This is a genomic window from Arthrobacter sp. ok909 (genome assembly GCF_900104405.1).
GTDB lineage: Bacteria > Actinomycetota > Actinomycetes > Actinomycetales > Micrococcaceae > Arthrobacter > Arthrobacter humicola.
This window is the reverse complement of record NZ_FNJS01000016.1, coordinates 33,652-54,543: the sequence shown is the minus strand read 5'-3', so window position 1 is coordinate 54,543 and position 20,892 is coordinate 33,652. Positions and strand designations below refer to the sequence as shown.

At 69.3% G+C, this 20,892-nt stretch carries 20 protein-coding genes; 3 read left to right on the top strand and 17 right to left on the bottom strand.

Annotated elements, in window-relative coordinates:
• Window positions 1-4: 4 nt before the first annotated feature.
• From BLR03_RS13860 to BLR03_RS13850, 3 genes are all read right to left on the bottom strand, one after another.
• Window positions 5-1,336 (bottom strand): MFS transporter, encoded by a 1,332-nt coding sequence (locus BLR03_RS13860; protein WP_091253478.1) that lies wholly within the window; start codon window positions 1,334-1,336, stop codon window positions 5-7.
• A 191-nt stretch (window positions 1,337-1,527) separates the two neighbouring features.
• Window positions 1,528-2,982, bottom strand: a complete 1,455-nt coding sequence (hpaB, locus tag BLR03_RS13855; protein WP_091253476.1) for a 4-hydroxyphenylacetate 3-monooxygenase, oxygenase component — start codon at window positions 2,980-2,982, stop codon at window positions 1,528-1,530.
• 53 nt (window positions 2,983-3,035) lie between these two features.
• On the bottom strand, window positions 3,036-3,647 hold the full coding sequence (locus BLR03_RS13850; RefSeq protein WP_254788485.1) for a flavin reductase family protein: 612 nt from the start codon (window positions 3,645-3,647) through the stop codon (window positions 3,036-3,038).
• A gap of 210 nt (window positions 3,648-3,857) precedes the next feature.
• Here BLR03_RS13850 and BLR03_RS13845 point away from each other — a divergent pair, with 210 nt between their 5' ends.
• The gene (locus BLR03_RS13845; protein ID WP_091253473.1) at window positions 3,858-4,574 is read left to right on the top strand and encodes an IclR family transcriptional regulator; all 717 of its coding nucleotides are present in this window, start codon (window positions 3,858-3,860) and stop codon (window positions 4,572-4,574) included.
• Window positions 4,575-4,659: 85 nt separating this feature from the next.
• Here BLR03_RS13845 and BLR03_RS13840 read toward each other — a convergent pair whose 3' ends face one another.
• The 6 genes from BLR03_RS13840 to BLR03_RS13815 all read right to left on the bottom strand — a co-directional run bounded on the left by BLR03_RS13840 (window position 4,660) and on the right by BLR03_RS13815 (window position 12,415).
• Window positions 4,660-6,027: an MFS transporter gene (locus BLR03_RS13840; protein WP_254788494.1), complete on the bottom strand. Its 1,368-nt coding sequence runs from the start codon at window positions 6,025-6,027 to the stop codon at window positions 4,660-4,662.
• A 183-nt stretch (window positions 6,028-6,210) separates the two neighbouring features.
• On the bottom strand, window positions 6,211-9,279 hold the full coding sequence (locus BLR03_RS13835; protein ID WP_091253469.1) for an AAA family ATPase: 3,069 nt from the start codon (window positions 9,277-9,279) through the stop codon (window positions 6,211-6,213).
• On the bottom strand, window positions 9,276-10,496 hold the full coding sequence (locus BLR03_RS13830) for an exonuclease SbcCD subunit D (RefSeq protein ID WP_091253466.1): 1,221 nt from the start codon (window positions 10,494-10,496) through the stop codon (window positions 9,276-9,278). Before BLR03_RS13830 ends, BLR03_RS13835 begins: the two co-directional genes overlap by 4 nt.
• A 62-nt stretch (window positions 10,497-10,558) precedes the next feature.
• On the bottom strand, window positions 10,559-11,560 hold the full coding sequence (locus tag BLR03_RS13825; protein ID WP_091253464.1) for an MIP/aquaporin family protein: 1,002 nt from the start codon (window positions 11,558-11,560) through the stop codon (window positions 10,559-10,561).
• 160 nt (window positions 11,561-11,720) lie between these two features.
• Complete coding sequence (locus BLR03_RS13820; RefSeq protein ID WP_091253461.1) at window positions 11,721-12,062, bottom strand: DUF202 domain-containing protein; 342 nt, start codon at window positions 12,060-12,062, stop codon at window positions 11,721-11,723.
• A complete protein-coding gene (locus tag BLR03_RS13815; protein WP_091253459.1) occupies window positions 12,059-12,415 on the bottom strand; it encodes a YidH family protein in 357 nt (118 codons plus the stop codon). Before BLR03_RS13815 ends, BLR03_RS13820 begins: the two co-directional genes overlap by 4 nt.
• 173 nt (window positions 12,416-12,588) lie before the next feature.
• On the opposite strand from BLR03_RS13815, the gene BLR03_RS13810 reads away from it, so the two are divergent.
• Window positions 12,589-13,752, top strand: a complete 1,164-nt coding sequence (locus tag BLR03_RS13810) for an ADP-ribosylglycohydrolase family protein (RefSeq protein ID WP_091253456.1) — start codon at window positions 12,589-12,591, stop codon at window positions 13,750-13,752.
• A 35-nt stretch (window positions 13,753-13,787) separates the two neighbouring features.
• Here the strand turns inward: BLR03_RS13810 and BLR03_RS13805 are convergent, their stop codons facing one another.
• Together BLR03_RS13805 and BLR03_RS13800 are read right to left on the bottom strand one after the other, a co-directional pair.
• A complete protein-coding gene (locus BLR03_RS13805) occupies window positions 13,788-14,339 on the bottom strand; it encodes a DUF4395 domain-containing protein (protein WP_254788483.1) in 552 nt (183 codons plus the stop codon).
• Window positions 14,340-14,455: 116 nt separating this feature from the next.
• The gene (locus BLR03_RS13800) at window positions 14,456-15,484 is read right to left on the bottom strand and encodes a 3'-5' exonuclease (protein WP_091253455.1); all 1,029 of its coding nucleotides are present in this window, start codon (window positions 15,482-15,484) and stop codon (window positions 14,456-14,458) included.
• Window positions 15,485-15,599: 115 nt separating this feature from the next.
• On the opposite strand from BLR03_RS13800, the gene BLR03_RS13795 reads away from it, so the two are divergent.
• Entirely contained in the window at window positions 15,600-16,367 is a 768-nt protein-coding gene (locus BLR03_RS13795) for a VTT domain-containing protein (protein WP_091253452.1), read from the top strand.
• Between the two features lie 94 nt (window positions 16,368-16,461).
• On the opposite strand, the gene rdgB is transcribed toward BLR03_RS13795, so the two are convergent.
• The 6 genes from rdgB to clpS all read right to left on the bottom strand — a co-directional run bounded on the left by rdgB (window position 16,462) and on the right by clpS (window position 20,867).
• A complete protein-coding gene (rdgB, locus tag BLR03_RS13790) occupies window positions 16,462-17,139 on the bottom strand; it encodes an RdgB/HAM1 family non-canonical purine NTP pyrophosphatase (RefSeq protein ID WP_091253451.1) in 678 nt (225 codons plus the stop codon).
• The gene (gene rph / locus BLR03_RS13785) at window positions 17,136-17,894 is read right to left on the bottom strand and encodes a ribonuclease PH (protein ID WP_091253448.1); all 759 of its coding nucleotides are present in this window, start codon (window positions 17,892-17,894) and stop codon (window positions 17,136-17,138) included. Before rph ends, rdgB begins: the two co-directional genes overlap by 4 nt.
• 128 nt (window positions 17,895-18,022) lie before the next feature.
• The gene (locus tag BLR03_RS13780; RefSeq protein ID WP_091253445.1) at window positions 18,023-18,820 is read right to left on the bottom strand and encodes an MBL fold metallo-hydrolase; all 798 of its coding nucleotides are present in this window, start codon (window positions 18,818-18,820) and stop codon (window positions 18,023-18,025) included.
• Complete coding sequence (murI, locus tag BLR03_RS13775; RefSeq protein WP_254788482.1) at window positions 18,817-19,857, bottom strand: glutamate racemase; 1,041 nt, start codon at window positions 19,855-19,857, stop codon at window positions 18,817-18,819. The genes BLR03_RS13780 and murI overlap by 4 nt, the downstream gene beginning before the upstream one ends.
• A gap of 85 nt (window positions 19,858-19,942) precedes the next feature.
• On the bottom strand, window positions 19,943-20,509 hold the full coding sequence (locus BLR03_RS13770) for a DUF2017 domain-containing protein (RefSeq protein ID WP_091253441.1): 567 nt from the start codon (window positions 20,507-20,509) through the stop codon (window positions 19,943-19,945).
• Window positions 20,502-20,867 carry an ATP-dependent Clp protease adapter ClpS gene (gene clpS / locus BLR03_RS13765; RefSeq protein WP_091253439.1) on the bottom strand — a complete coding sequence of 122 codons (366 nt, stop codon included), beginning with the start codon at window positions 20,865-20,867 and terminating at the stop codon, window positions 20,502-20,504. The genes BLR03_RS13770 and clpS overlap by 8 nt, the downstream gene beginning before the upstream one ends.
• Window positions 20,868-20,892 lie beyond the last annotated feature (25 nt).

Genomic DNA, 20,892 nt, shown 5'->3' with positions numbered 1-20,892 from the left:
GGAACTAGTGCTTGCTGAGGCCCAGCGGGCGGCCTCGGGTTTCACCGGCCAGCAGGACGCCGACGGCGGAAATGACGCACAGGATCATGATGTAGATGCCGATGGAGCCGGTCCAGTGGGTGCCCTGCAGGAGCGCTTCGGCGATCATGGCCGCGAAGGCGCCGCCGAGGATGGCGCCGAACGCGTAGCCGATCGAAATGCCGGAGTAGCGGACCTTGGCCGGGAACATCTCGGCGTACATGGCGGACATGGGGCCGTAGGACAGGCCCAGGCCGATCGTGAGGACGAACAGCGCCACGCCGTAGAGCACGATGTCCTTGGTGTCGATGAGGGCGAACATCGGGATCATCCACGCGAAGACGATCGCATAGCCGAGCAGGAACGTCTTGACGCGTCCGATCTTGTCCGAAAGCCAGCCGCCGACCAGCGTGAAGATCAGCCAGCCGAAGGAAGCCAGCGTGGTGGCCAGCAGGATCTGCGGGGTCTGCATCTTCAGCGTCTTGGTGGCGTAGGAGATGAAGAAGGCGATCAGCAGGTAGCCGGCGGCATTGTTGCCGATGAAGATCATCGTGGAGTACAGGACGGCCTTCTTGTGCTTGCGGATCAGCTCGCCCAGGGGTGCCTTGCTCTCTTCCTTGCGGTCTTGCATCTCCTTGAAGACGGGGCTTTCGGACACGGCGCGGCGGATCAGGTAGCCGACGACGATCAGCACGATGGAGAGCAGGAACGGCACACGCCAGCCCCAGGAGGCGAAGTCTTCCTTGGACATGCTGGTGTTCAGGAAGTACAGCAGGCCCGTGGCGAGGATCATGCCCACCGGCACACCGATCTGCGGGTAGGCGCCGAAGAGGCCGCGCTTGCTCAGCGGAGCATGCTCCACGGCCATCAGCGCGGCGCCGCCCCATTCACCGCCGGCGGAGAAGCCCTGGATGACGCGGAGCGTGATGAGCAGGATCGGGGCCCAGACGCCGATCTGCGCGTAGGTGGGCAGCAAGCCGATCAGGGCCGTAGCGGCACCCATCATGACCAGAGTAAAGACGAGCATGGCCTTGCGGCCGAGGCGGTCGCCCAGGTGGCCGGCAACGATCGCGCCGAGCGGGCGGAACAGGAAGCTGATGCCGATGAGGGCAAAGGACAGGATCTGTGCCAGGCCGGGGTTGGATGCGTTCAGCGGGGCCAGGAACAACGGTGACAGCAGCGTCGCCGTCAGCTGGGCAAAAATAAAGAAGTCGTACCACTCGATGGTGGTGCCGACCAGCGTCCCGGCGAGGACCTTGCGTTCCTCATGTTTGCTGCTGGGACCCGCTACTGAATCTACGGATGAAGTTACGGTCATTGGAGCTCCGTTGCTGGGGGCAGAGGTACTGCCCGGGGTGGGTGCGAAGTGACTAGCTGGTGCCTTGTGGAACTCGTGCCGCAGGAGCTGCGGATCACGCTAATTACTGATCGAACGGTCAGTTGGTATGTAGGATACTACTATGAAAATGTGATATGACGCACACATTTCCGGGGTGCGTCTTTCGCGCGTCAGTCGGTGCGGGCGAGGAAGTCACGGATCCGGGCGCGGACCGGCTCACGGTCGTAGCTGTTCACGAGGGCGCCGGCCATGCGGACCGGGTCCCCGAAGAAGAAGTACTCGTAGAGCGACTGCCGCCCGGAGAACCCGGAAATCGAGGCGTCGAAGGCCAGCTTGAAGAGCCGGACGCGCTCGGGACCGGTCAGGGTCTTGCCCTGCAGGTACAGCTCGATGTCCGCGCGGGCCTCGCTGTTCACGTCCGCCTCGCCCGGCAGCGCCATGAGGCCCGACGCCGAGAACTTGCGGATGATCTGCGGGAAGCGCTGGGCGATCTTCGGGTACCAGTTGCGGGCGGCGTTCAGGGTGGACCACTTGGGCAGCATGACGCCGGCGTCGTTGAGCTCGGCGTCGGCCTCGGAGGCGCGGACCAGCGCCCGGCCGATTTCGACGTCGATAATCAGCTCCGCGATGTCCTCCTGGATGTGCTGGAAGCCGTCGATGCCGATCGACTCGGCCAGCTCGGATGCCAGGCCCAGGAAGAACTCGCTCTTGGCGATGGTGCGGGTGACCACCTGGTGGGTCATGAGCGCGCCGGCGCCGGTTTCGGAGTAGAAGCTGTTGCACAGTTGCGGGTTGCCGAGCATGAAGATGCGCTCGTTGGGCACGAAGACGTGGTCGAAGACCGCGACGGCGTCCATTTCCTCATAGCGGGAGGCGAGCGGCTCGTCGTGGGTGCTGCCGCCGTTGTAGAGCGAGGTACGGCAGAGGTAGCGCAGGCCCGGGGCATCGTTGGGGATGGCGAAGGCGTAGGAGTAGGGGGCGTCTTCCGGCGTGCCGCGGAGCACCGTGGACGGGAAGACGAGGAGCTCGTCGGCGATCGGGGCGATGGTGGCGAGCATGCGCGCGCCGTGGATGACGATCCCGTCCCGGCGCTCCTCGATGATCCGGGCCGAGAGCTGGCCGCCGAGCTGCTCCGAACCGGAGACCGAGCGGTTCACCTGCGGCGGGATGAGGGTGTGCGTGGCCAGGACGTCGTTCTCCCGGGCCCACTCGTAGTAGTTGCGGATGTTCTCACCGAACTTCGGATCCGCCTGCGAGAACCACTTCTCGGCCGTGCTGAGCGCGGTGAGCGAGGAGTTCATGTAGTCCCCGGAGCGGCCAAGGAAGCCATTGGAGGACTCGGCCCACGTGGAGATGGCCCGGCGCCGGCGCTGGAGGTCCTCAATGGTCCTCGGCACCAGGAAGGACGCGTTGACGAGGTCGCCGGTGCTCGGCGAGGTGTAGGTCAGCGCGTCCTGGTACTTCGGATCGTGCTGCATGTCGAACAGCCTGGCGTAGGAGCGGGCCACGTTGCGGAAGGCAGGGTGTTCGGCGATCTTCTCGCTGACCACCTCGCCGTCGATCACGACATGCGGGGTCATGGCGTTGAGCTTGTCCAGATACTGCCGTCCGGTGCGGATACCCATTGGTCTTTCTCCAGTCGTCGTTGAGCTGAGCGGTCTTGAAGGGGGTGTGGGGGCTAGAGCAGGTCTTCCATGCCCAGCTGGCTTTCCGGGATGGTGGTGAACGATCCGTTGGCGAACGCCAAGGCATCGCCGTTGCGGTAGTTGAAGTCCGCCACCTCGCCGATGTACAGGGTGTGGTCGCCGCCGTCGTAGGCCGCCCAGGGCCTGCACGCGAAGTAGGCGAGCACATTGGACAGCCGCGGCGCGGTCTCGCCTTCCACCCACAGCGGCTCGGGGCCGGGGCGGCCGGCGAAGTGCATGGCCAGGTGCCGCTGCTCGGCGCCGAGGATGTTCACCGTGAAGGGCCGGCCGGCGAGTTCATCGTGCGCCTTGGCGGTGCGGGCGATGCTCACCAGCACCAGCGGCGGGTCCATCGAGACGGACGTGAAGGAGTTGACGGTGATGCCGTGGCGCTTCGTCACCCCGTCGAAGGTGACGATCGCGACGCCGGTGGCGTACCTGCCGAGACTGCCCCGGAAATGGTTGGCCCGCCGGTCGGCCACCCGGCCGTGGACACGCCCGGCGCCCGGGGCATCCCCGGCATGGTCGCGAGGCTCGGCAATCATCGATGATCCCTTGGGTTCGGTGGCGGTCTTCCAGGCTGCGCTTTCAGCACGTGCTCTCACGGGCTGAAGTTTCCTGGCGCTGTATCTTCTCTTGGGCGTTTCATACTCGGGCTTTTTGTGCTTGGGCTTTTTATGCTTGAGCTTTTTATACGTCAGTGTTCTATAATCGAACAAATAGTTCCCATATAGAACGCTAGCGGACCGTGAGCCGGAACACAAGAGCCTCCGGCGAACCCGTCTTCCCGCGACCCCGCACCTAGGATGGATCCCATGACCCCGAACGCCGGCAGCGCCCAGGCCTCCCCGTCCCAGACGCTCTCCCGCGGCATCAGGGCCCTGGAGATCCTCGCCGAAGCTCAGCAGCCGCTCACCATCGCCGAACTCGCCGACGCCATGGGCGTCCATCGCTCCGTGGCCTACCGGATCCTGCGCACCCTCGAGGACCATTCGCTGCTGGTACGCGACGACGGCGGCCGCGTCCAGCCGGGCCCGGGCCTAGCCGTCCTGGCGCGGGGAGTCTCGCGCAATCTGCAGTCCGCGGCCCTGCCGGAACTGACCCAGCTGGCCAACACCCTGACGATGAGCGCCTTTGTGGCCGTCTGGGACCGGGAGGAGTGCGTGACGCTGGTGACCGTCGATCCGCGGCACAGCGGCCCCGCCGTCGTGCAGCACCCGGGGTCGCGGCATCCCATCAGCGCCGGCGCGCCGGGCATCGCCATCCAGTCCGCCTTCACGGAGCCGGAGTGGCAGGCCCTGGCACCGGGCATCCCGTACCGGGCCGAAGCGGACGAGGCCCGGCGCCGCGGCTTTGCGGCGAGCCATGACGAGGTCATTACCGGGGTGTCCTCGCTTGCGGTGCCGCTGCGCGTGCCCGGGGGCCGGCCGGCCGCCCTCGCGGTGGTCTACATCCGTGCGGCGCAGGATCAGGCAGAGGTCGCCGGCGCCCTCACGGAGGCGGCCCGGCGCATCGAGGCGCAGTTGGGCTAAACGCCCGCGCCCTGGCCCGCCGTCCTGTCCCAACTGACTCGCAGCTAGGGCCGTTTTCAGCGCTCAAAACGACCATAGCTGCTAGTCAGTTGGGGGTGTTCTTCCCGCGTTGCCGGAGGACGACGGCGGCGGCCGTCCCCAGGAGGAACAGCGCCGTGGCGGCGCACACCGGCACGAGGAACGCCGTTGAATACCCGAAGTTTTGGGCGAACTGTCCGGCGATGGAGGATCCGAGCGCGGTGCCTGCGACGATGCCGCTGGCCAGGGCCGTCATGACCGTGCCGAGCTTTCCGGCCGGAGCCACGAGGCCGCCGATCGCGAAGACGGTGACCATGAGCGGGCCGACGGGCAGGCCCAGGACCAGCAGCACGAGGACCATGGGCAGCGCCGTAGCGGGCAGCAGCAACAGCGGAGCAAGGCCGGCCATGAGTGCCCCGCCGGCGATCCAGCGGGCGTTGACCGTGAAGCGACGGGGCCAGTACGCGACCGAGAGGGCGGCCGCGGCAGAGCTGAGTCCCATGGCGGCGTAGAGCAGGCCCGCGAGCTCGGACGTGGCGAAGCTGGCGGAGAAGGAGCTCAGCGCTGTCTGGGTGGAGCCGAAAAACGTGCCCATGCACACCATCGCGAGCACGGGAAGGGCGACGGCGGCCAGGGTCCGGAGCCGCCGTGCCGGCGTCGGGGCGCACCGGTCCCGCTCCCCTGCCGTCCCGGCGACGGAACCGGCAGCCGGCCGCCGGGGGGTGCGGACCACCGCATGGTGCGTGGGGTGGACGGCGAAGGCGGGCACGAGGACGACTGTAAGTGCCGCAGCGAGGGCCAGCGGCAGCCACGGCGCGAGCAGGCTGGCGAGGACACCGACCAGTGCGGGACCAAGCACGAACGTGAGTTCGTCCGCGGTGCTCTCATAGGACAGGGCAGTGTCCAGGGCCGCGGAGGTTGCGCCGGCCGCGCGGCCGGCCCCCGACGTCCGGGATGTCAGCGCCATCCAGCGGACCCGGGCGAGCGGGCCGACCTGCGGGCAACTGGCCCCGGCCACGAAGGCCGCGGCGAGCGCTGGGGCGCCAGCGGCGAGGTCCTGCACGCCGGAAATCAGGTACGCCGCGAGGATCAGGGCGACAATGGCCGCGGTATTGGCGATGGCGGACACCAGCAGGACTCCGCGCTGGCCGAGCCGGTCCGCGAGGACGCCCAGGACGGGAGCACCCAGCGCGGAACCGATGCCGACCGCACCGGCTGCGGCGCCGCCCACGGCATAGGATCCGGTGACGGCGGTGACAAGGGTGAGGGCGCCGACGGTGAGCATAGCCAGCGGCAGTCGCGCGAAGAGCCCCAGCGGGATGAAAGTCCGCCCGGCCAGCAGCGGCAGGCGGGCGAAGCGGCCGCCCTTCCCGGGCGCGGGGGCGGGCAGCGCGGGGGCGGGCAGCGCGGGGGCCTGAACGGCCGGTGGGGGCATGGTGTCGGCAGCGGTGGTTTGGCCGGCCGAGGGGGTCGCGTCAAGAGCAGACGCCACTGAAGACGGTGAAGGGGACATGGTTTCCGGGTTCGTTCAATGGTGCGCATCGTCCCTCCTCCCGATGCGCGCGACCCGGTAACGAGTCCATGGTAGCTGACCCGGCGCCGCGACGGCAGGTCCTGGTCAGGCCCGGGCGTCGTCGCTGATGTGCAGGGTGGAACCGTTCCGGCCCTTGACCACCTGGAGCTGGGTGCCGATGCGCTGCTTCATTTCCGCCACATGGCTCACGAGCCCCACTACCCTGCCGCCGTCCCGGAGGCCTTCGAGTGCGTCCATGACCTGTTCCAGCGCCTGGTCGTCGAGGCTGCCGAACCCTTCGTCCACGAAGAGGGTTTCGATGTCCACGCCGCCGGACTCGTGCTGCACGACGTCGGCCAGCCCCAGCGCCAGGGCCAGCGACGCCATGAAGGACTCGCCGCCGGAAAGGGTGGCGGTGTCCCGGCGCTGGCCGGTCCACTCGTCGACCACTTCCAGGCCGAGGCCGGACTTGGCGCCGCGCGCGGCCTTGGCATCGGTGTGCTGCAGGGTGTAGCGGCCGTCGCTCATGCCGATCAGTCGTTCCGAGGCGGCGACGGCCACCTGCTCCAGCCGGGCGGCGAGGACGTAGCTGTTCAGGCTCATGCGGTAGGTGTTGTCGCCTCCGCCCCTGGCCGCCTCTGCCACGGCGCCAAGCAGCGCGGCCCGTTCCCGCGGTTCCCGGCCGGCCGCGGCAAGTTCTGCATACTCCCCGGCGATGCGCCCGAGGGTCCGGACCGAGTTTTCTGCCAGGCCCGCCGCGAGCTCGGCGTCCCGGGATTGGCGTTCCGCCGCGGCCGACGCCGCTTGGAGTTCTTCGAGGGCGGCCTCGCTGACCAGCTCCCCGGCCGCCCGCTCGGCGGCGGCCAGGGCGAGCTCCTCTCCGGCGAACAGCTCCTGGATCCTCGCGGCCTCGTCCTGTCCCGCCCGGATGGCGGCTTCGAGCCCTCTCGCCTCCGGAGCCGGCACCAGGGCAGCCCGTGCCGCGGCTTCGGTGCTGAAACCCGTGGCGGGGAGTGCCTGGTCCAGCTGGCGGCGCGCCTCCGCGGTGCGTGCGCCGGCCTGTTCCAGGACCGACTGGGCGGCGTCTGCACGCTCCAGGACCGCTGTTGTTCCGGTGAGGGCGGCGATCCGCCCCTCAAGGCTGGCGTGGCCGGCGCGCAACTTGTCCAGGGCGTGCTCGAGAACTTCTGCCTGTTCGTCGACTTCGGCGATCGTGGACTGCGTTTGGGCGATGCCGGAGGCGGCCTCGGCCTGCGCCCGCTCTGCCGAGGCGATTGCCGTCTCGAGTTCTGCCAGCCGGGCCCGGCCAGCGGCAAGGTCCGAGGCCGCGCGGGCGGCATCGTCGGCCCGTGCACGGGCAAGTGCTGCATCGGCACGGGCTTCCTCGGAAGGCGTGCTGCCGCCCTGGGCCGCCAGCACGGCGACGTCCTGCCGGGCCTCGGCGAGTTCGCGCCCGAGGGCGGCCAGCGCCGCTTCTGCATCGTCGCTGGCTTGCTGTGCGGCCTTCTCCGCCTCCGCGACGGCCAGTGCAGACGCCGCGGCCGGAGCCGGCTCCGGGTGCTCCTGGCTGCCGCAGACCGGGCAGGGCACTCCGGCGCGGAGTTGCGCGGCGAGCTCGGCGGCGGCGTTGGTGAGCCGTTGTTCGCGGAGGTCGAGCCAGTGCTGCCTCAGATCCTGGTGGTCGTTCCGGGCCGCTGCGTGACGTTCAGCGATTGCCGAGGACGCGGCCTCCGTAGTGAGGTAGCGGCCAACAATCGCCACGAGTTCGTCCGCCGCCGTGGCCTCCTTGGCGCGGAGCTGGGCTTCGGCGGCGAGCTCCTCGAGGGGGACGATTCCGGTGACCAGCGCCTCCGATTCAGTGCGCAAGGCGTCCAGGGCCGCGGCGCCGGTCCGCTGCTGTGTTTCCAGGGCCGTCAGTTGCAGGCGCAGCCGGCTGCCGCGGTCCGTGAGCCCCGTAAGCCGGGATTCGTCGGGCAGGCGTTCGGTGAGCACGGCGCGCAGTGACCGCAGCTGTCCGAGGCCGTTCCGGAGGGCTGCACTGTCGAAGGCTTCGGGCTCGCGGCCGGTGTCCGCCCCGGCGTCGACGAGGTCCAGCCCGGCGAGTTCGGGGTCGGCGACGGCCGCGGACCGCAACTGCCGGGCGGCCTCCAGCAGGGCCGTTCCCGCCAGGTCCTCGGCGGCCCCGGCACTTTCGACGGCCCGCAGCTGGCCGCCGAGCACTTCGGCTTTCCGGTGCAGGCCCAGCGTGATAGCTTGTTCCGCCAGGGCGGGTGCGGCGGCGTCGGCATCATTCCGCCGCTGTTCCGCGGCGGCAAGTTTGGCGTGGCGGCTAGCCCGCGCGGTGGCGGCTTCCAGCAGTGAGGCCTGGTCCGCGGCTTGTTGCCCGGCTGCTGCGGCCGCGGTCCGGCGCCCGGTCGCGGCGGCTGCCGCCGCGTCGTCCAGCCAGGCCAGGAGGGCATCGGGGGCGTCCCGGCCGGGGGCATCGGCCGGGTCGAGGTCGAGTGCCGCGGTTTCGGACTCGGCCTGGGCCAGCAGCAGGTCGAGCCTCGCGGTGAGGCTTGCCACCTCCGCCTTCGCGTCCTGCGCCTGCCGGGACAGTTCCTGCTCCACGGCCTCGAAGCGCTGGGTCCCGAAGAGGCTCTGCAGCAGCTCCAGCCGGTCGGATGCCTTGGACCGCAGGAAGGCCGCGAAGTCGCCCTGCGGCAGCAGGACCACGCGTGTGAACTGCTCCCGGTTCATGCCCAGGACGTCGGCGATCTCAGCCCCGGCCTCGTCATTCCGGCCGGATTTCTCCACCCACACGCCGTCGACGCGTTCGCGCAGCAGCGTGTTGGCCTGCTGGACCGTAAAACCGTTTTTGCCCCGGGTGCTCGGCTTGTCCCAGGCGGGCGAGCGGGAAACTTCGAAGTGCCGGCCCTTGGCCGAGAACTCGCAGGTGACGCGGGGCTCGGCGGCGGCTTCCGCGTGGTCGCTGCGCAGCCGCTTCCCGTCCTGCCGGGCTCCGGGAACCGAGCCGTACAGGGCGAAGCAGATGGCGTCCAGGACGCTGGTTTTTCCGGCACCGGTGGCGCCGTTGAGCAGGAACAGCCCGTGTGCGCTGAGACGGTCGAAATCGATCCGCTCCGTGCCGGCGAACGGGCCGAAGGCGGAAATTTCAAGGCGGTGGATCCTCACAGGGACACCCCTTCCAAGCGCACGGCTTCGAGGGCCTCGGCGAGAACCTTTGCTTCGGCGTCGGACGCGGGCCTGCCGCGGACGTGGTCGAGGAATCCGCAGCAGACGGAGAGGTCGTCGTCGGCCTCGGCCAGCCGGCTGCTGTAGCTGGCCTTCGGCGCCGCGCCAGGGCCGTCGGGATCGAACCCGAGCACCAGGGTGTCGGGGAACCGTGCCCGCAGCCGGTCCATCGCCTGCGCGGGGCGCGCGGCGTCCGTCAGCGTGATCTGGCAATAGGCGCCCTCCGCCCACGCGAATTCCTCCGCCGCCAGGAGGTCCTCGATCTTCCCCCGCAGCACGGCGAGGGCCCGGGGCGCGTCCCACAGCACTTCGCGCACCTCGCCGATTCCATCGGCGTCGACCTCCACGAGCCAGCCGCCCTTCTTGTGCTTCGCTTCGGAGAAGGAGTAGGCCAGCGGCGAGCCGGAGTAGCGCACCGCCGTCGAGAGTTCCTGCCGGCCGTGCAGGTGGCCCAGGGCCGTGTAGGCAAAGCCGTCGAAGAGATCCAGCGGGACAGCGCCCACGCCGCCGATGCTCAGATCCCGTTCGCTGTCAGAGCTGATGCCTCCGCTGGCAAAGGTGTGCGCCAGGATCACCGAATGGACGGTCCGGGTCTCGCTGCGGCGGCTCACGTCTGCCCGGATCCGTTCGGTGGCGGCCCGTGTGACCTCAAAATGGCTCGCGGTCTCGACGCCCAGCTGTTCAGCTACGAGCCGGGGCTCAAGCCACGGGATTCCGTAAATCGCCAGCACCGGCCCTGTTTGGTCCCCTGCATCCCCACCGGTAACCCCACCTGCGGCGTCGTCCGCTGCGGCATCGCCGAGAGGAAGGAGCACGGGCTGGTCCAGTTCGTTCAGCCGCGTGCGCAGGTGCACTCCCCCGCGCTCAAGCAGCCGTGAGGCGAATCCCAGCCGGATGGCGGAGTCGTGGTTGCCGCTCGTCAGGACGACTTGGGCGCCGGTTCCCGTGAGACGCACCAGGGCGTCATCGAGCAGGCCGACGACGTCGACACCCGGCAGCGCGCGGTCATAGACATCCCCGGCGATGAGGACGACATCCACTGCCTCGTCCCGGACAAAGGTGACGAGCTGGTCGATGAAGTCGCGCTGGGCATCCAGCATGCCGACGCCGTGGAAGGACCGGCCCAGGTGCCAGTCGGAGGTGTGCAGTAACCGCATATTCCTACGGTATCGGCTGGGGCCGACACTCTTGCGCCACCACCCCGCAGGGGTGACCGCGGTTACTCGCGGCCCTTGCGGTCGAAGAAGCTGCGGGCCTCGTCGTCCCCGGCGCGGGCGGCGCCGGCCGGCCGTGCGTCGGCCAGCTCTGCGTTGTCCATCTCAGCGTTCGCCGGCTCTGCCTCATCCGGCGCTGCGTTCCCGAGCTCCGGGACCGCCGTGCCGGCGGTGGCCTTACCGGCGGACTTGCCGCGCGCGGGCCGCGCGGGGCGGGCGTCCGGCCGGGGAGCTGCCGGGGCCGTCGACTGGGCAAAGCCGCGGAAAACGAGTCCGGCGATGGCCGCACCCACCACGGGCGCTACCCAGAACAGCCACAGCTGCCCCAGCGCATCCGGACCGCTGAAGATGGCCGACGCCGTGGCGCGGGCCGGGTTGAACGGAACATTGCCGATCGCCTGCCCAAACTGCAGGAGCATCGCCGTCGTCAGGCCGACCGCGAACGGGGCCGCCGCCTTGGCGGGGTTCCGGCCGGCCGTCGTGGCGAGGAAGACGGCCACGAGCAGGGCCGTGCCGAGCACCTCAACGAGCAGGACGCCGGCCATGGGAACCTGGATGATCGAGTGCTCGCCGAAACCGGCCGTCACGGTGGAAAACGCGGCCTGGCTGTCGTCAATCTTCGGCACCGTGCGCAGGACGCCGAACAGGGCGACGGCGCCGAGCACGGCACCCACGAGCTGGGCGCCGATGTACGCGGCGGCGTCGGCCAGCCTAATCCGGCCCGCGATGACGTTGCCCAGGGTGACGGCGGGGTTGAAATGGCCGCCCGAGATGTAGCCGACGGCCAGCATCGCCGCCGTCAGGGCCACGCCGGCGGCAAGTGCGGCGGGCAGCGGGTTCGACTGCGGAATGGTGAACAGCGGCACGCCCAGACCTGCGACCACGACGATCAGGGTCCCGAACGCCTCAGCGGACAGCCGGGCCAGGAGCGCTGGCCGGGGCGCATCGTCGCTGGCGGCCGGCGGCTGGACGCCGACGGTGTCGTGGGATGGCACAGGCAGGGTCATGGTCAGGACTTCCTTCGCTGGTGGCGGCGCGCCCTGGGGCTGAAATTGCGCCGTCGCTGGCCCGCCGCCGGGTCATGGACCGGGTACGGCATCGGGCCGCCCGGAGAATAGCTTCGCCAGCAGTCTGCCAGCGGAATCTGGATGTTCGCTGGGTTGCGGCTTAGCGCCCGAGCGCTACCGCGGCCACGGCGCTGGAGGCAAGGGCCATGACGGCGGCTGCGGCCCAGCGCAGCAGCGTTGCCGAAGGCGCGGTCGTGGACCGCCGGAGTTCGTGCCCGCGGACCAGCACGCACACGCTCAGAATCAGGGTGGCGGCCATGGCGACGAATGCGCAGACGCCCAGGTAATCGACACGCCCCGAAGGACCGCCCCGGGACGCCGCGAGCGCCCAGCTGCGCCAGATCAGCAGGTCCGCGACTATCAGGGCCAGCAGGGTCCGGCGCCAGGCCAGGGACGTCCGCTCGGGCTGCAGCCCGGGATCCCGGGCCTCTTCGGGATTCACCGCGCCAGCAGGATCAGGGCGGCAAACACCAGGGCCGCGGCCGCGACGCCGATGGTCATCACCAGCATCAGCCCGGAGAATGGCAGCTCGCGGTTGTTCCGCATGGCCGCCTCCATGAGTCCCCACCGCTGGTAGGACAGGGCGGCCAGGCCGGCGCCCAGGAATGCGAGGATGACGCACAGAATAATCCGAATCGGTGCGGGCGCAATTTCCGGGGCCAGTTGGTCAATCGCGAGGGCCCCGGCGATCAGGGCCAGGGACGTGCGGATCCAGGCCAGGAACGTCCGTTCGTTGGCCAGGGAGAATCTGTAATCGGGCGTGGTTCCGGTCTTCCGCCACGTCGGTTCGCGCATTCGTGTCCTCTGGTCGTCCTGTTTGGCCTAGTTGTCCTGTCTGGCCTGGTTGTCGCGTCTGGCCTGGCGACGGCACCACCGGCGGTTGCTTCGCCCGACCGCTGGACGGGTCCTAACAGCACCCTACCGGCGTTCATTGGGTAGTGCGCGCGGCGCCGGGTAAATTTGAAGACATGAGCACCGAGCCCGGGACCACGCCCGCACCAGCCCCAGCACCCGGCCTGTCACATTCCCCGGCCCCTGCCCACGGCTCGCGCATTCACGGCTGCCTGCTGGGCGGCGCGCTCGGCGATTCGCTGGGCTACGCCGTCGAGTTCGACAGCATTTCCGCAATCCGCGCCCGGTTCGGCCCCGCGGGCCTGCAGGACTTTTCCGCTCTCGACGCCGCCAGCCCGTTTTCGGACGACACGCAAATGACGCTGTACACGGCGGACGGCCTCCTTGAGGCGCTCGAATGGGCGAACGACGGCGTGTCGGCCGACATCAACGCGTGCCTGTGGCTCGCGTACCTGCGCTGGCTGGGCACCCAAGGGGTCGCTGTGCCGGCGTCGGCCCCGGTCCAGCCGCCGCGCTGGATCGACGGCCAGGACGTTCTGAAGAACCGCCGGGCGCCGGGCAACGCGTGCCTGAGCGGACTCGCCACGGGCGAGATGGGGACCGTGAAGCGGCCGGTCAACCCCGAGTCGAAGGGCTGCGGCACCGTGATGCGTTCGGCGCCGTTCGGCCTGATCCCCCACCTCGAGCCCGAGACGGTCTACAAGCTCAGCTCCGACGCCGCGTCGCTGACCCACGGACACCCCGCGGCACGGCAGAGCGCCGGAGTGTTCAGCCTGGTGATCCATGCCCTGGCTACCGGACGCGGGCTGCGCGAAGCCGCGGAATCGGCCCTCGGACAGCTGCGCGGCGGCGTCCTGCGCAGGGACGAAGGCCCGGACGCGGACGTCGTGGCGCGGCTGGAGGCGGCCCTTCGGCTAGCCGGGGACAGGCCGGGGTCCGGGGACTGGCTCAGCCCGGAGGACCTGGTCCGCGAACTCGGCGAGGGCTGGGTGGCAGAGGAAGCCCTCGCCGTCGCGCTCTACGCCGTGCTGGCCACCGCCCCGGGAACCGGGACAGAAACAGCGACGGGGGCCGGTGCCGCCGAGGCCCACTTCCGCGCGGCCATCGCCGTCGCGGTGAACCACAGCGGGGACAGCGACTCGACGGCGTCGATCGCGGGAAACATCCTGGGGGCGTACTACGGCGAGCAGTGCCTGCCGGCTGGCTGGCTGGCGGCCCTGGAGGCACCGGAGGTCATCCGGGGCATGGCGTCACGGCTGGCAGCCGTCACCGGCTCGTAACGTCACTTACTCGTATCCTGGGCCGGCGGCGGGCCTTAGGCGCGCCGGAGCGAGACGTTGTTGCAGGCCTCGCAGACGTCCTCGGGGATGACCCCGCGGCGCTGCAGGAATCCGAAGATGGTGCAGCCGAGGCAGAACCCGGCGAATGCTTCCAGGGACGCGGCGGCGATCAGCACAGCCAGCAGGACCCATGCAGCCGGCGCGAGGCCGGCGGCCAGCAGCAGTGCGGCGGCCGTCGACACGGCGGCGCCGATGCCCTGCGCGAACCGCTTGGGCGGGCCGGCAACAAGCCGCGTGCGGCCGAGCCAGGGCGTGATGACCTTGACCGAGAGCTGCGCCAGCGGCGATATCCGCGGACCGAACAGCACGCGCAGCCAGAACCCCGCCGCGATGATGGCGAGCCCCCAGCCGAAACCGGTCAGCAGAGTCGCTGCGGAGAGCACCACGACCAGTGCCGCGGTAATGCGGGCGGAGTACTCGTTCACCGGGTTCGGGAACGCGAACACCTTGCCCCAGTCAATTCCGCGCTTCGACGCCACTGATGTCGACCGAACGGCGGGAGTCTGTGCATCCATCAGTTTGCTCATCCGCCAAGGCTACGAGCGTGCGCGCCGCAGGGGGAATGATTGTTGCGCCATGTGACTGCCGGCAGGTTCATGCCGGCCCGGGCCGGCGGGGTTATCCGGGCCCCGGGCTGTCCGGTTCAGGCGGTGGCGGCGGCCACGTGTCCGCCGACCATCTGGAGGAATTCCCCCTCGGACAGGACTTCGATCCGCTGCCCGCGTTCGTGCAGTTCCAGGACGCGACGGGCTTTGCCGGTGATCCGGCCGGAGCGCAGGTCCGCGGCCACGAAGCCGTCGCCCACCACCAGGACGGTGGTGCGGGCCGTGACCCGGCTTTCGGGCCGGGCGCCGAGCTCGGCGGAGCGGATTTTGGCTTCGGGCCGGGGAATCGCCAGCTCGCCGGTGAACACGACGGTCTGGCCGAACAGCGGGTGGTCAGGGCTGGCGCCGGGATTGGGTTCCGGGTTGGGACCTTCCTCGGGCCAGCCGGCAACGAACCGGCGGCCCGACGGCGCCCCAACATTTCCCCCGGCGTTTCCCCCGGCGAGCGCCTCCAGTGCGGCCAGGGTGGCCTTGGACAAAGGGTCGTGCCGGGGGTCGAAGGCCGGCTGGTGCGAGACCTCCATGCCCAGGGACAGATAGAGTTCGGCAATGCTCGCCGCCCCGTTGCGGGCGGCGATGTCGATCAGGATGCCCGCACACGCGCGGGCGTCCTCGGCCGCATCATGGTGGTTGACCAGCGGCACGCCGGCTTCCTCGGCCGCGTACGGCAGCGAATTGGACACCAGCGAGTAACAGCGCCGGGACAGCACCACCGTGCAGACGTAGTCGTAGGCGGGACCGGGCAGCCCGGACACCTCCAGGCCCGAGCGGATCACGCCGAGATCGAACGCCGCGTTGTGGGCCGCCAGCACATCCTCGCCGATGAACGCCCCGATCTCGGGGAACAGCTCCCCGAAGCGCGGCAGGCCGGCCACCTGGTCCGGGCGGATGCCGTGGATCCGGACGTTGTGGTGGTCGAAGGTGTCGTGGTTCTCCGGCGGCCGCATCAGCCAGGAGGCTTCCTCAACAACGACGCCGTCGCGGACCTTGCTCAGGCCAACGGCGCACGGTGAACCGCGGAAGCCGTTCGCGGTCTCAAAGTCGATCGCCGTAAAGTCCAAACCCACGGCTCAACTTTACCGCCCGACGGCGGGACCTCCGCACCGGCGCGGCCGGCCCCGGCAGCACTGCAGGGGCCGGCCGGCGGCCGTCAAGTACCCTTAACAGGTGAACCTTATAGCTATGAGCGACTTTGCCGTGTCCGCCCTTGGCGGCGCCGGTCCGGTGCAGCCACATCTGGCCTCCTTCCTCCCCGACTGGCTCAACCCGCAGGTCTTCCTGGCGAATCCGGCCTTTGCGCCGTGGGTGGTCCTGCTGGTCTGCGGCATCATCTTTGCCGAAACCGGGTTGCTGATCGGCTTCTTCCTGCCGGGCGACTCCATGCTGTTCACGGCCGGGCTGCTCGTGGCCACCGGCACCATCCAGGTCAACATCTGGGTCCTGACGGCGCTCATCATCGTCGCCGCGATCATCGGCAACCAGGTGGGCTACCTGATCGGGGCCACTGCGGGTCCCTCCCTGTTCAACAAGCCCAATTCCAAGCTGTTCAAGCGTGAAAACGTGGAAAACGCGCACGCCTTCTTCGAAAAGCACGGCGGCAAGGCCCTCATCCTGGCCCGCTTCGTCCCGATCATCCGCACCTTCGTCCCGGTGATCGTGGGCGTCGCGCAGATGAGCAAGCGCAAATTCTTCACCTACAACGTGATCGGCGCCGTGCTGTGGGGCGGCGGCGTCACCCTCCTTGGCTACCTGCTCGGAGACAAGGTGCCGTGGGTCAAGGACAACCTCGACATCATCTTCATCGCCATCGTGCTGGTCTCCGTCATCCCGATCGCCATCGAAGTCATCCGGGGCGCCATCGCCAGGCGGCAGGCCGAGAAGTACGGCACGGACGTCGTGGAGGAGTTCATCGAGGAGCACGAACCGGAAGAAGAGCGCAGGACCCCCTGACACACCGCACGCAAGAGAGGCGCCCCACAGTGTGGGGCGCCTCTCTTGCTTTAAGCACTCTCAGCGGGCATCACACCGCGCCTGCCGCGGCGGCCTACGTCCCGGCCAGGGCCTCGACGATGGCCGGCAGGAGTGCACGGAACGCATGGCCCCGGTGGCTGATGGCGTTCTTCTCCTCGGAACTGAGCTCGGCGCAGCTGCGGTCCAGTCCGCTGGGCTGCAGGACGGGGTCGTAGCCGAAGCCGCCTTCCCCGCGCGGCTCGCGCAGGAGCATCCCTTCCAGCTGTCCGTACTCCACGACTTCCCGGCCGTCCTCAGGCGCGGACCCGGGCACCGCCAGGGCCGCGGCACAGACGAACGCGGCCCCGCGATACTCATCCGGCACGTCGGCCAGCTGGGCCAGGAGCAACTGCAGGTTCGCGGCGTCATCTCCGTGCCGGCCGGACCAGCGCGCCGAGAAGATCCCGGGCGCACCGCCCAGCACGTCAACGGACAGTCCGGAGTCGTCGGCGATTGCCACGAGCCCGGTGGCCGTCGCCACGGCCCGCGCCTTCAGGAGCGAGTTTTCGGCGAAGGTCACCCCGGTCTCGGCGACGTCGGGGGCTCCGACGGCGCCGGCATCCACTACCTGCGTGTCAACGTCAAGTCCGGGCACCTGGCCGCGCAGCAGCTCGCGGAGTTCCCGCAGCTTGCCTTTGTTATGGGTGGCGAGGACAAGCCGGGGCGCCGTGCTGCCGGCATCCGGCAGGTCCGCCGAGGGCGCCTCTGTCACGGGGCTTCAGCCAGGGTGTCGCGCTGGATGGCGGCGAGCTGCTCCGTGCCCAGCAGCGCCAGGTCCAGGAGCTTGTTCAACTCGTCGCGGTCGAAGGGCGCGCCCTCGGCGGTGCCTTGGACTTCCACGAATTTTCCGGAGCCGGTCACCACGACGTTCATGTCCGTCTCGGCGCGCACGTCTTCGACGTAGGGCAGATCGAGCATCGGCACGCCGTCGATGATGCCGACGGACACCGCGGCGATGGTGTCGATCAGGGGCTCGGCGTTCTTGGCGATCATCTTCTTCTCGCGCGCAAAGCGGATGGCGTCCGCGAGGGCCACGTAGGCGCCGGTGATGGCCGCCGTGCGGGTGCCGCCGTCGGCCTGCAGGACGTCGCAGTCCAGCACGATCGTGATCTCACCGAGGGCTTTGGTGTCGATGATGGAGCGCAGTGAGCGGCCGATCAGCCGGGAGATCTCGTGCGTGCGGCCGCCGATTTTCCCCTTGACCGATTCGCGGTCGGATCGGGTGTTCGTGGCCCGGGGAAGCATGGCGTATTCGGCGGTGACCCAGCCGCGGCCCTCGCCCTTGAGCCAGCGCGGGACGCCCTCCGTCAAGGAGGCCGTGCACAGCACGCGGGTGTTGCCGAACTCGATCAGGGCCGATCCCTCCGCTTGCTTGGACCAGCCGCGCGTGATGCTGATCGGGCGCAGCTGATCGGCGGTGCGGCCGTCGGCGCGGATGACGGGGACAGTAGGAGCTTGGGAAGTCATGTCTTTAGCTTATCGACTTGCCCGGCCCCGGCTGTGCCGGCGTCGAAACAGTGCCGGCGTCGAAACAGTGCCGGCGTCGAAACAGTGCCGGCGTCGAAACAGTGCCGGCGTCGAAACAGTGCCGGCGTCTAAACGGTGTAGTGCACACCCGCGACGGCGACGGCCACGTCCTTGCCGAAGACCTCCTTGGCCTCGGCCATGACGGTGGTCGGGGACGTCCAGACGGGGATGTGCGTCAGCAGCAGCCGCCGGGCACCGGCGGCGACGGCGGCCTCCCCCGCGCGCTTGCCTGTCAGGTGCACGTCCTTGATGGCGTCGTCGCGGCCTTCCTCGAAGGCCGCCTCGCACAGGAAGAGGTCGGCATCGCGGGCCGCGTCCTCAAGCCCGCTGCACGAGTCGGTGTCCCCGGAGTAGCTCAGGACGCGGGTGACGGGGTTGCCGTCCTTGTCCGGTTCGGTGACCTCGACCCGGAGCGCGTAGGCCTCTTCCACCGGGTGGTTGACGGCGTAGGGGGTGACGGTGAACGGACCCATGGTCACCGGCTTGCGCTCGGACCAGTTGCTGAAGTCGAATTCCTCGTGCATCCCGGGATCCAGGTCCAGGCCGTAGGCGGTGGCCATGCGGTCGGCGGTGGCGGCTGGTCCCCACACCGGAATCCGGCCCTTGCCCCAGCCGCCCGGCTTCCAGCGCACGGCAACGTGCAGGCCGCACAGGTCCATGCAGTGGTCCGGGTGCAGGTGGGTCAGGAAGATCGCGTCAATGTCCTCCAGGTCCGTGTAGCGCTGGATCGCGCCCAGCGCGCCGCTGCCGATGTCCAGGACGATCTTCCAGTTCCGCTCACCGTCGTTGGCGGTCAGCAGATAGCACGACGCCGGCGAGCCGGGTCCCGGGAAGGACCCGGTGCAGCCCACGATGGTCAGCTTCACAGCAGCGTTCCCCCGCCCGCGGATCCGCCCACGAAGTTGGAGATCCGCGGCCGGCCCGTGCCGGCCTGGGCGGCGGCGATCATCTCCGGGGTGATCCGGGCGAGGCTGCCGGTGGGGTACTGCGCCGCGACGTGGTCCACGTGGCGGACGCTGAGGACCTCGGGGCCGAGAAAGCGCCGGGCGAGGTGTTCGAACTGGGCGGCATCCCCGGTGGCAATGAAATTGTGCTCGGGGGCCGCGGCGTCCATGCGCTCGAGCCCGCGGGAGGCGAGGGCACGGTAGACATCCTTGGCCGTTTCCTCAGCGCTGGAGACCAGCGTGACGTCCTCGCCCAGGACGAAGGAGATCACGCCCGTGAGTAGCGGGTAGTGCGTGCAGCCGAGCACCACGGTGTCCACGCCGGCGGCTATGAGCGGTGCCAGGTAGTCGCGGGCGACGGCGAGCAGTTCCGGCCCCGTGGTGATCCCGGCCTCCACGTAGGGCACGAACGCCGGGCAGGCCACGGACGTGATTTCCAGGTCCGGGGCGGCCGCGAAGGTGTCCTCATAGGCGCGCGACCCCACGGTGGCCGAGGTCCCGATCACGCCCACCCGGCCCGTGCGGGTCGCCGCGACGGCGCGACGCACCGCCGGCTGGATCACTTCGATCACCGGAATCCCGTACCGGGCCGTGTACCGCTCCCGGGCATCGCGCAGCACGGCGGCCGAGGCGGAGTTGCAGGCAATGGTCAGCAGCTTCACGCCGGAGTCAACGAGCTCGTCCATGACGCCGAGGGCGTTGGCGCGGACTTCGGCGATGGGAAGGGGCCCGTAGGGGCCGTTGGCGGTGTCGCCGACATACAGGATGGATTCGTTGGGAAGCTGGTCGATGATCGACCGGGCCACCGTGAGCCCGCCGACGCCGGAATCGAAGACCCCGATGGGGCGCGATCCCAGCTCCGATGCCGGTTCGGGGCCCGTGGGGCCGGTGGCGGTATTGCTCGCTGGGGAGTCCGCGGCAACAGCTGCGGCCGGGTCCATACTCGATGCTGAAGTCATGATTATTCGAGGATAGGACAACGCCTGCGGGGCGGCCATCACATTGTGGCGTGCAACTCGTGTCTCATGTGTCACACGCCCGCGCTCAGCGCCGGGCATCGAGCGAGTGCACCATCGCCTGGACCAGAGACTCCTGCAGCCACGTGGTGAAGTTGTATACGAGGGCCAGGTAGCTTTCCACGTCCTCGGCCTGGGACCAGTCCTGCATGAGGTGGACGTTGTCCGCGTCGGCGTCGTCGCGGATGTCGAGGCGTTCGGCCAGGACCAGCCGGACATCGTTGAGGGCCGTGGCCCAGTGCCGGGCGTCGGCCGGGGTCAGGACAAGGTCGTCCCTGTCCAGGCTCAGTGCGGCCGCCTTCAACGCGCCGATCTTGCTTTCGCGCAGCGAGCGCTCGGTGTACCGGCGGAACTCGAGGGAGGCGCCGTCGTCGTTCTTCATCACGTTCGGCAGCAGCCGGCGCAGGGCCCGGTCCGAGGGCTCGCGGGCGTCGGCGTCCAGTCCCACCAGGGCGGCCAGCGGGTCCTCGTTGGCCCGCTCGGCCGGCTCGAGCATGGAGATGACGTCGGCAAAAAGGCTGCGCAGCAGTTCCCGTTCAGCCGGCTCCAGATAGCCCTTGATGCCCTTGAGCCCGTACTTGAATGCCTTAGCCACGTTTTCCCTTGCCTTTGCCTGAACCGCTCCCGCTGCCGCCGGTGGCTTTTTCCACCGTCGCCCAGAGGCCGTAGCCGTGCATGGCGACCGCGTGCTGCTCCACCTGTTCCTTGCTGCCGTGCGCCACGATCGAGCGGCCCTTCTTGTGGACCTCCATCATGAGCTTGTTGGCCTTGGCCTCCGAGTATCCGAAATAGCTGCGGAACACGTAACTCACGTAGCTCATCAGATTCACGGGATCATTCCAGATCACGAGGTTCCAGGGGATGTCCGGGGCGGTCAGGACGTCGGTGGACGTCACAGTTCCGGTCTGGGTGCTCTCCCGTGTGTCGGGGCCAAGCGCAACGCTGAGGGTCATCTGTCCATTCTATGGGGATGCACAC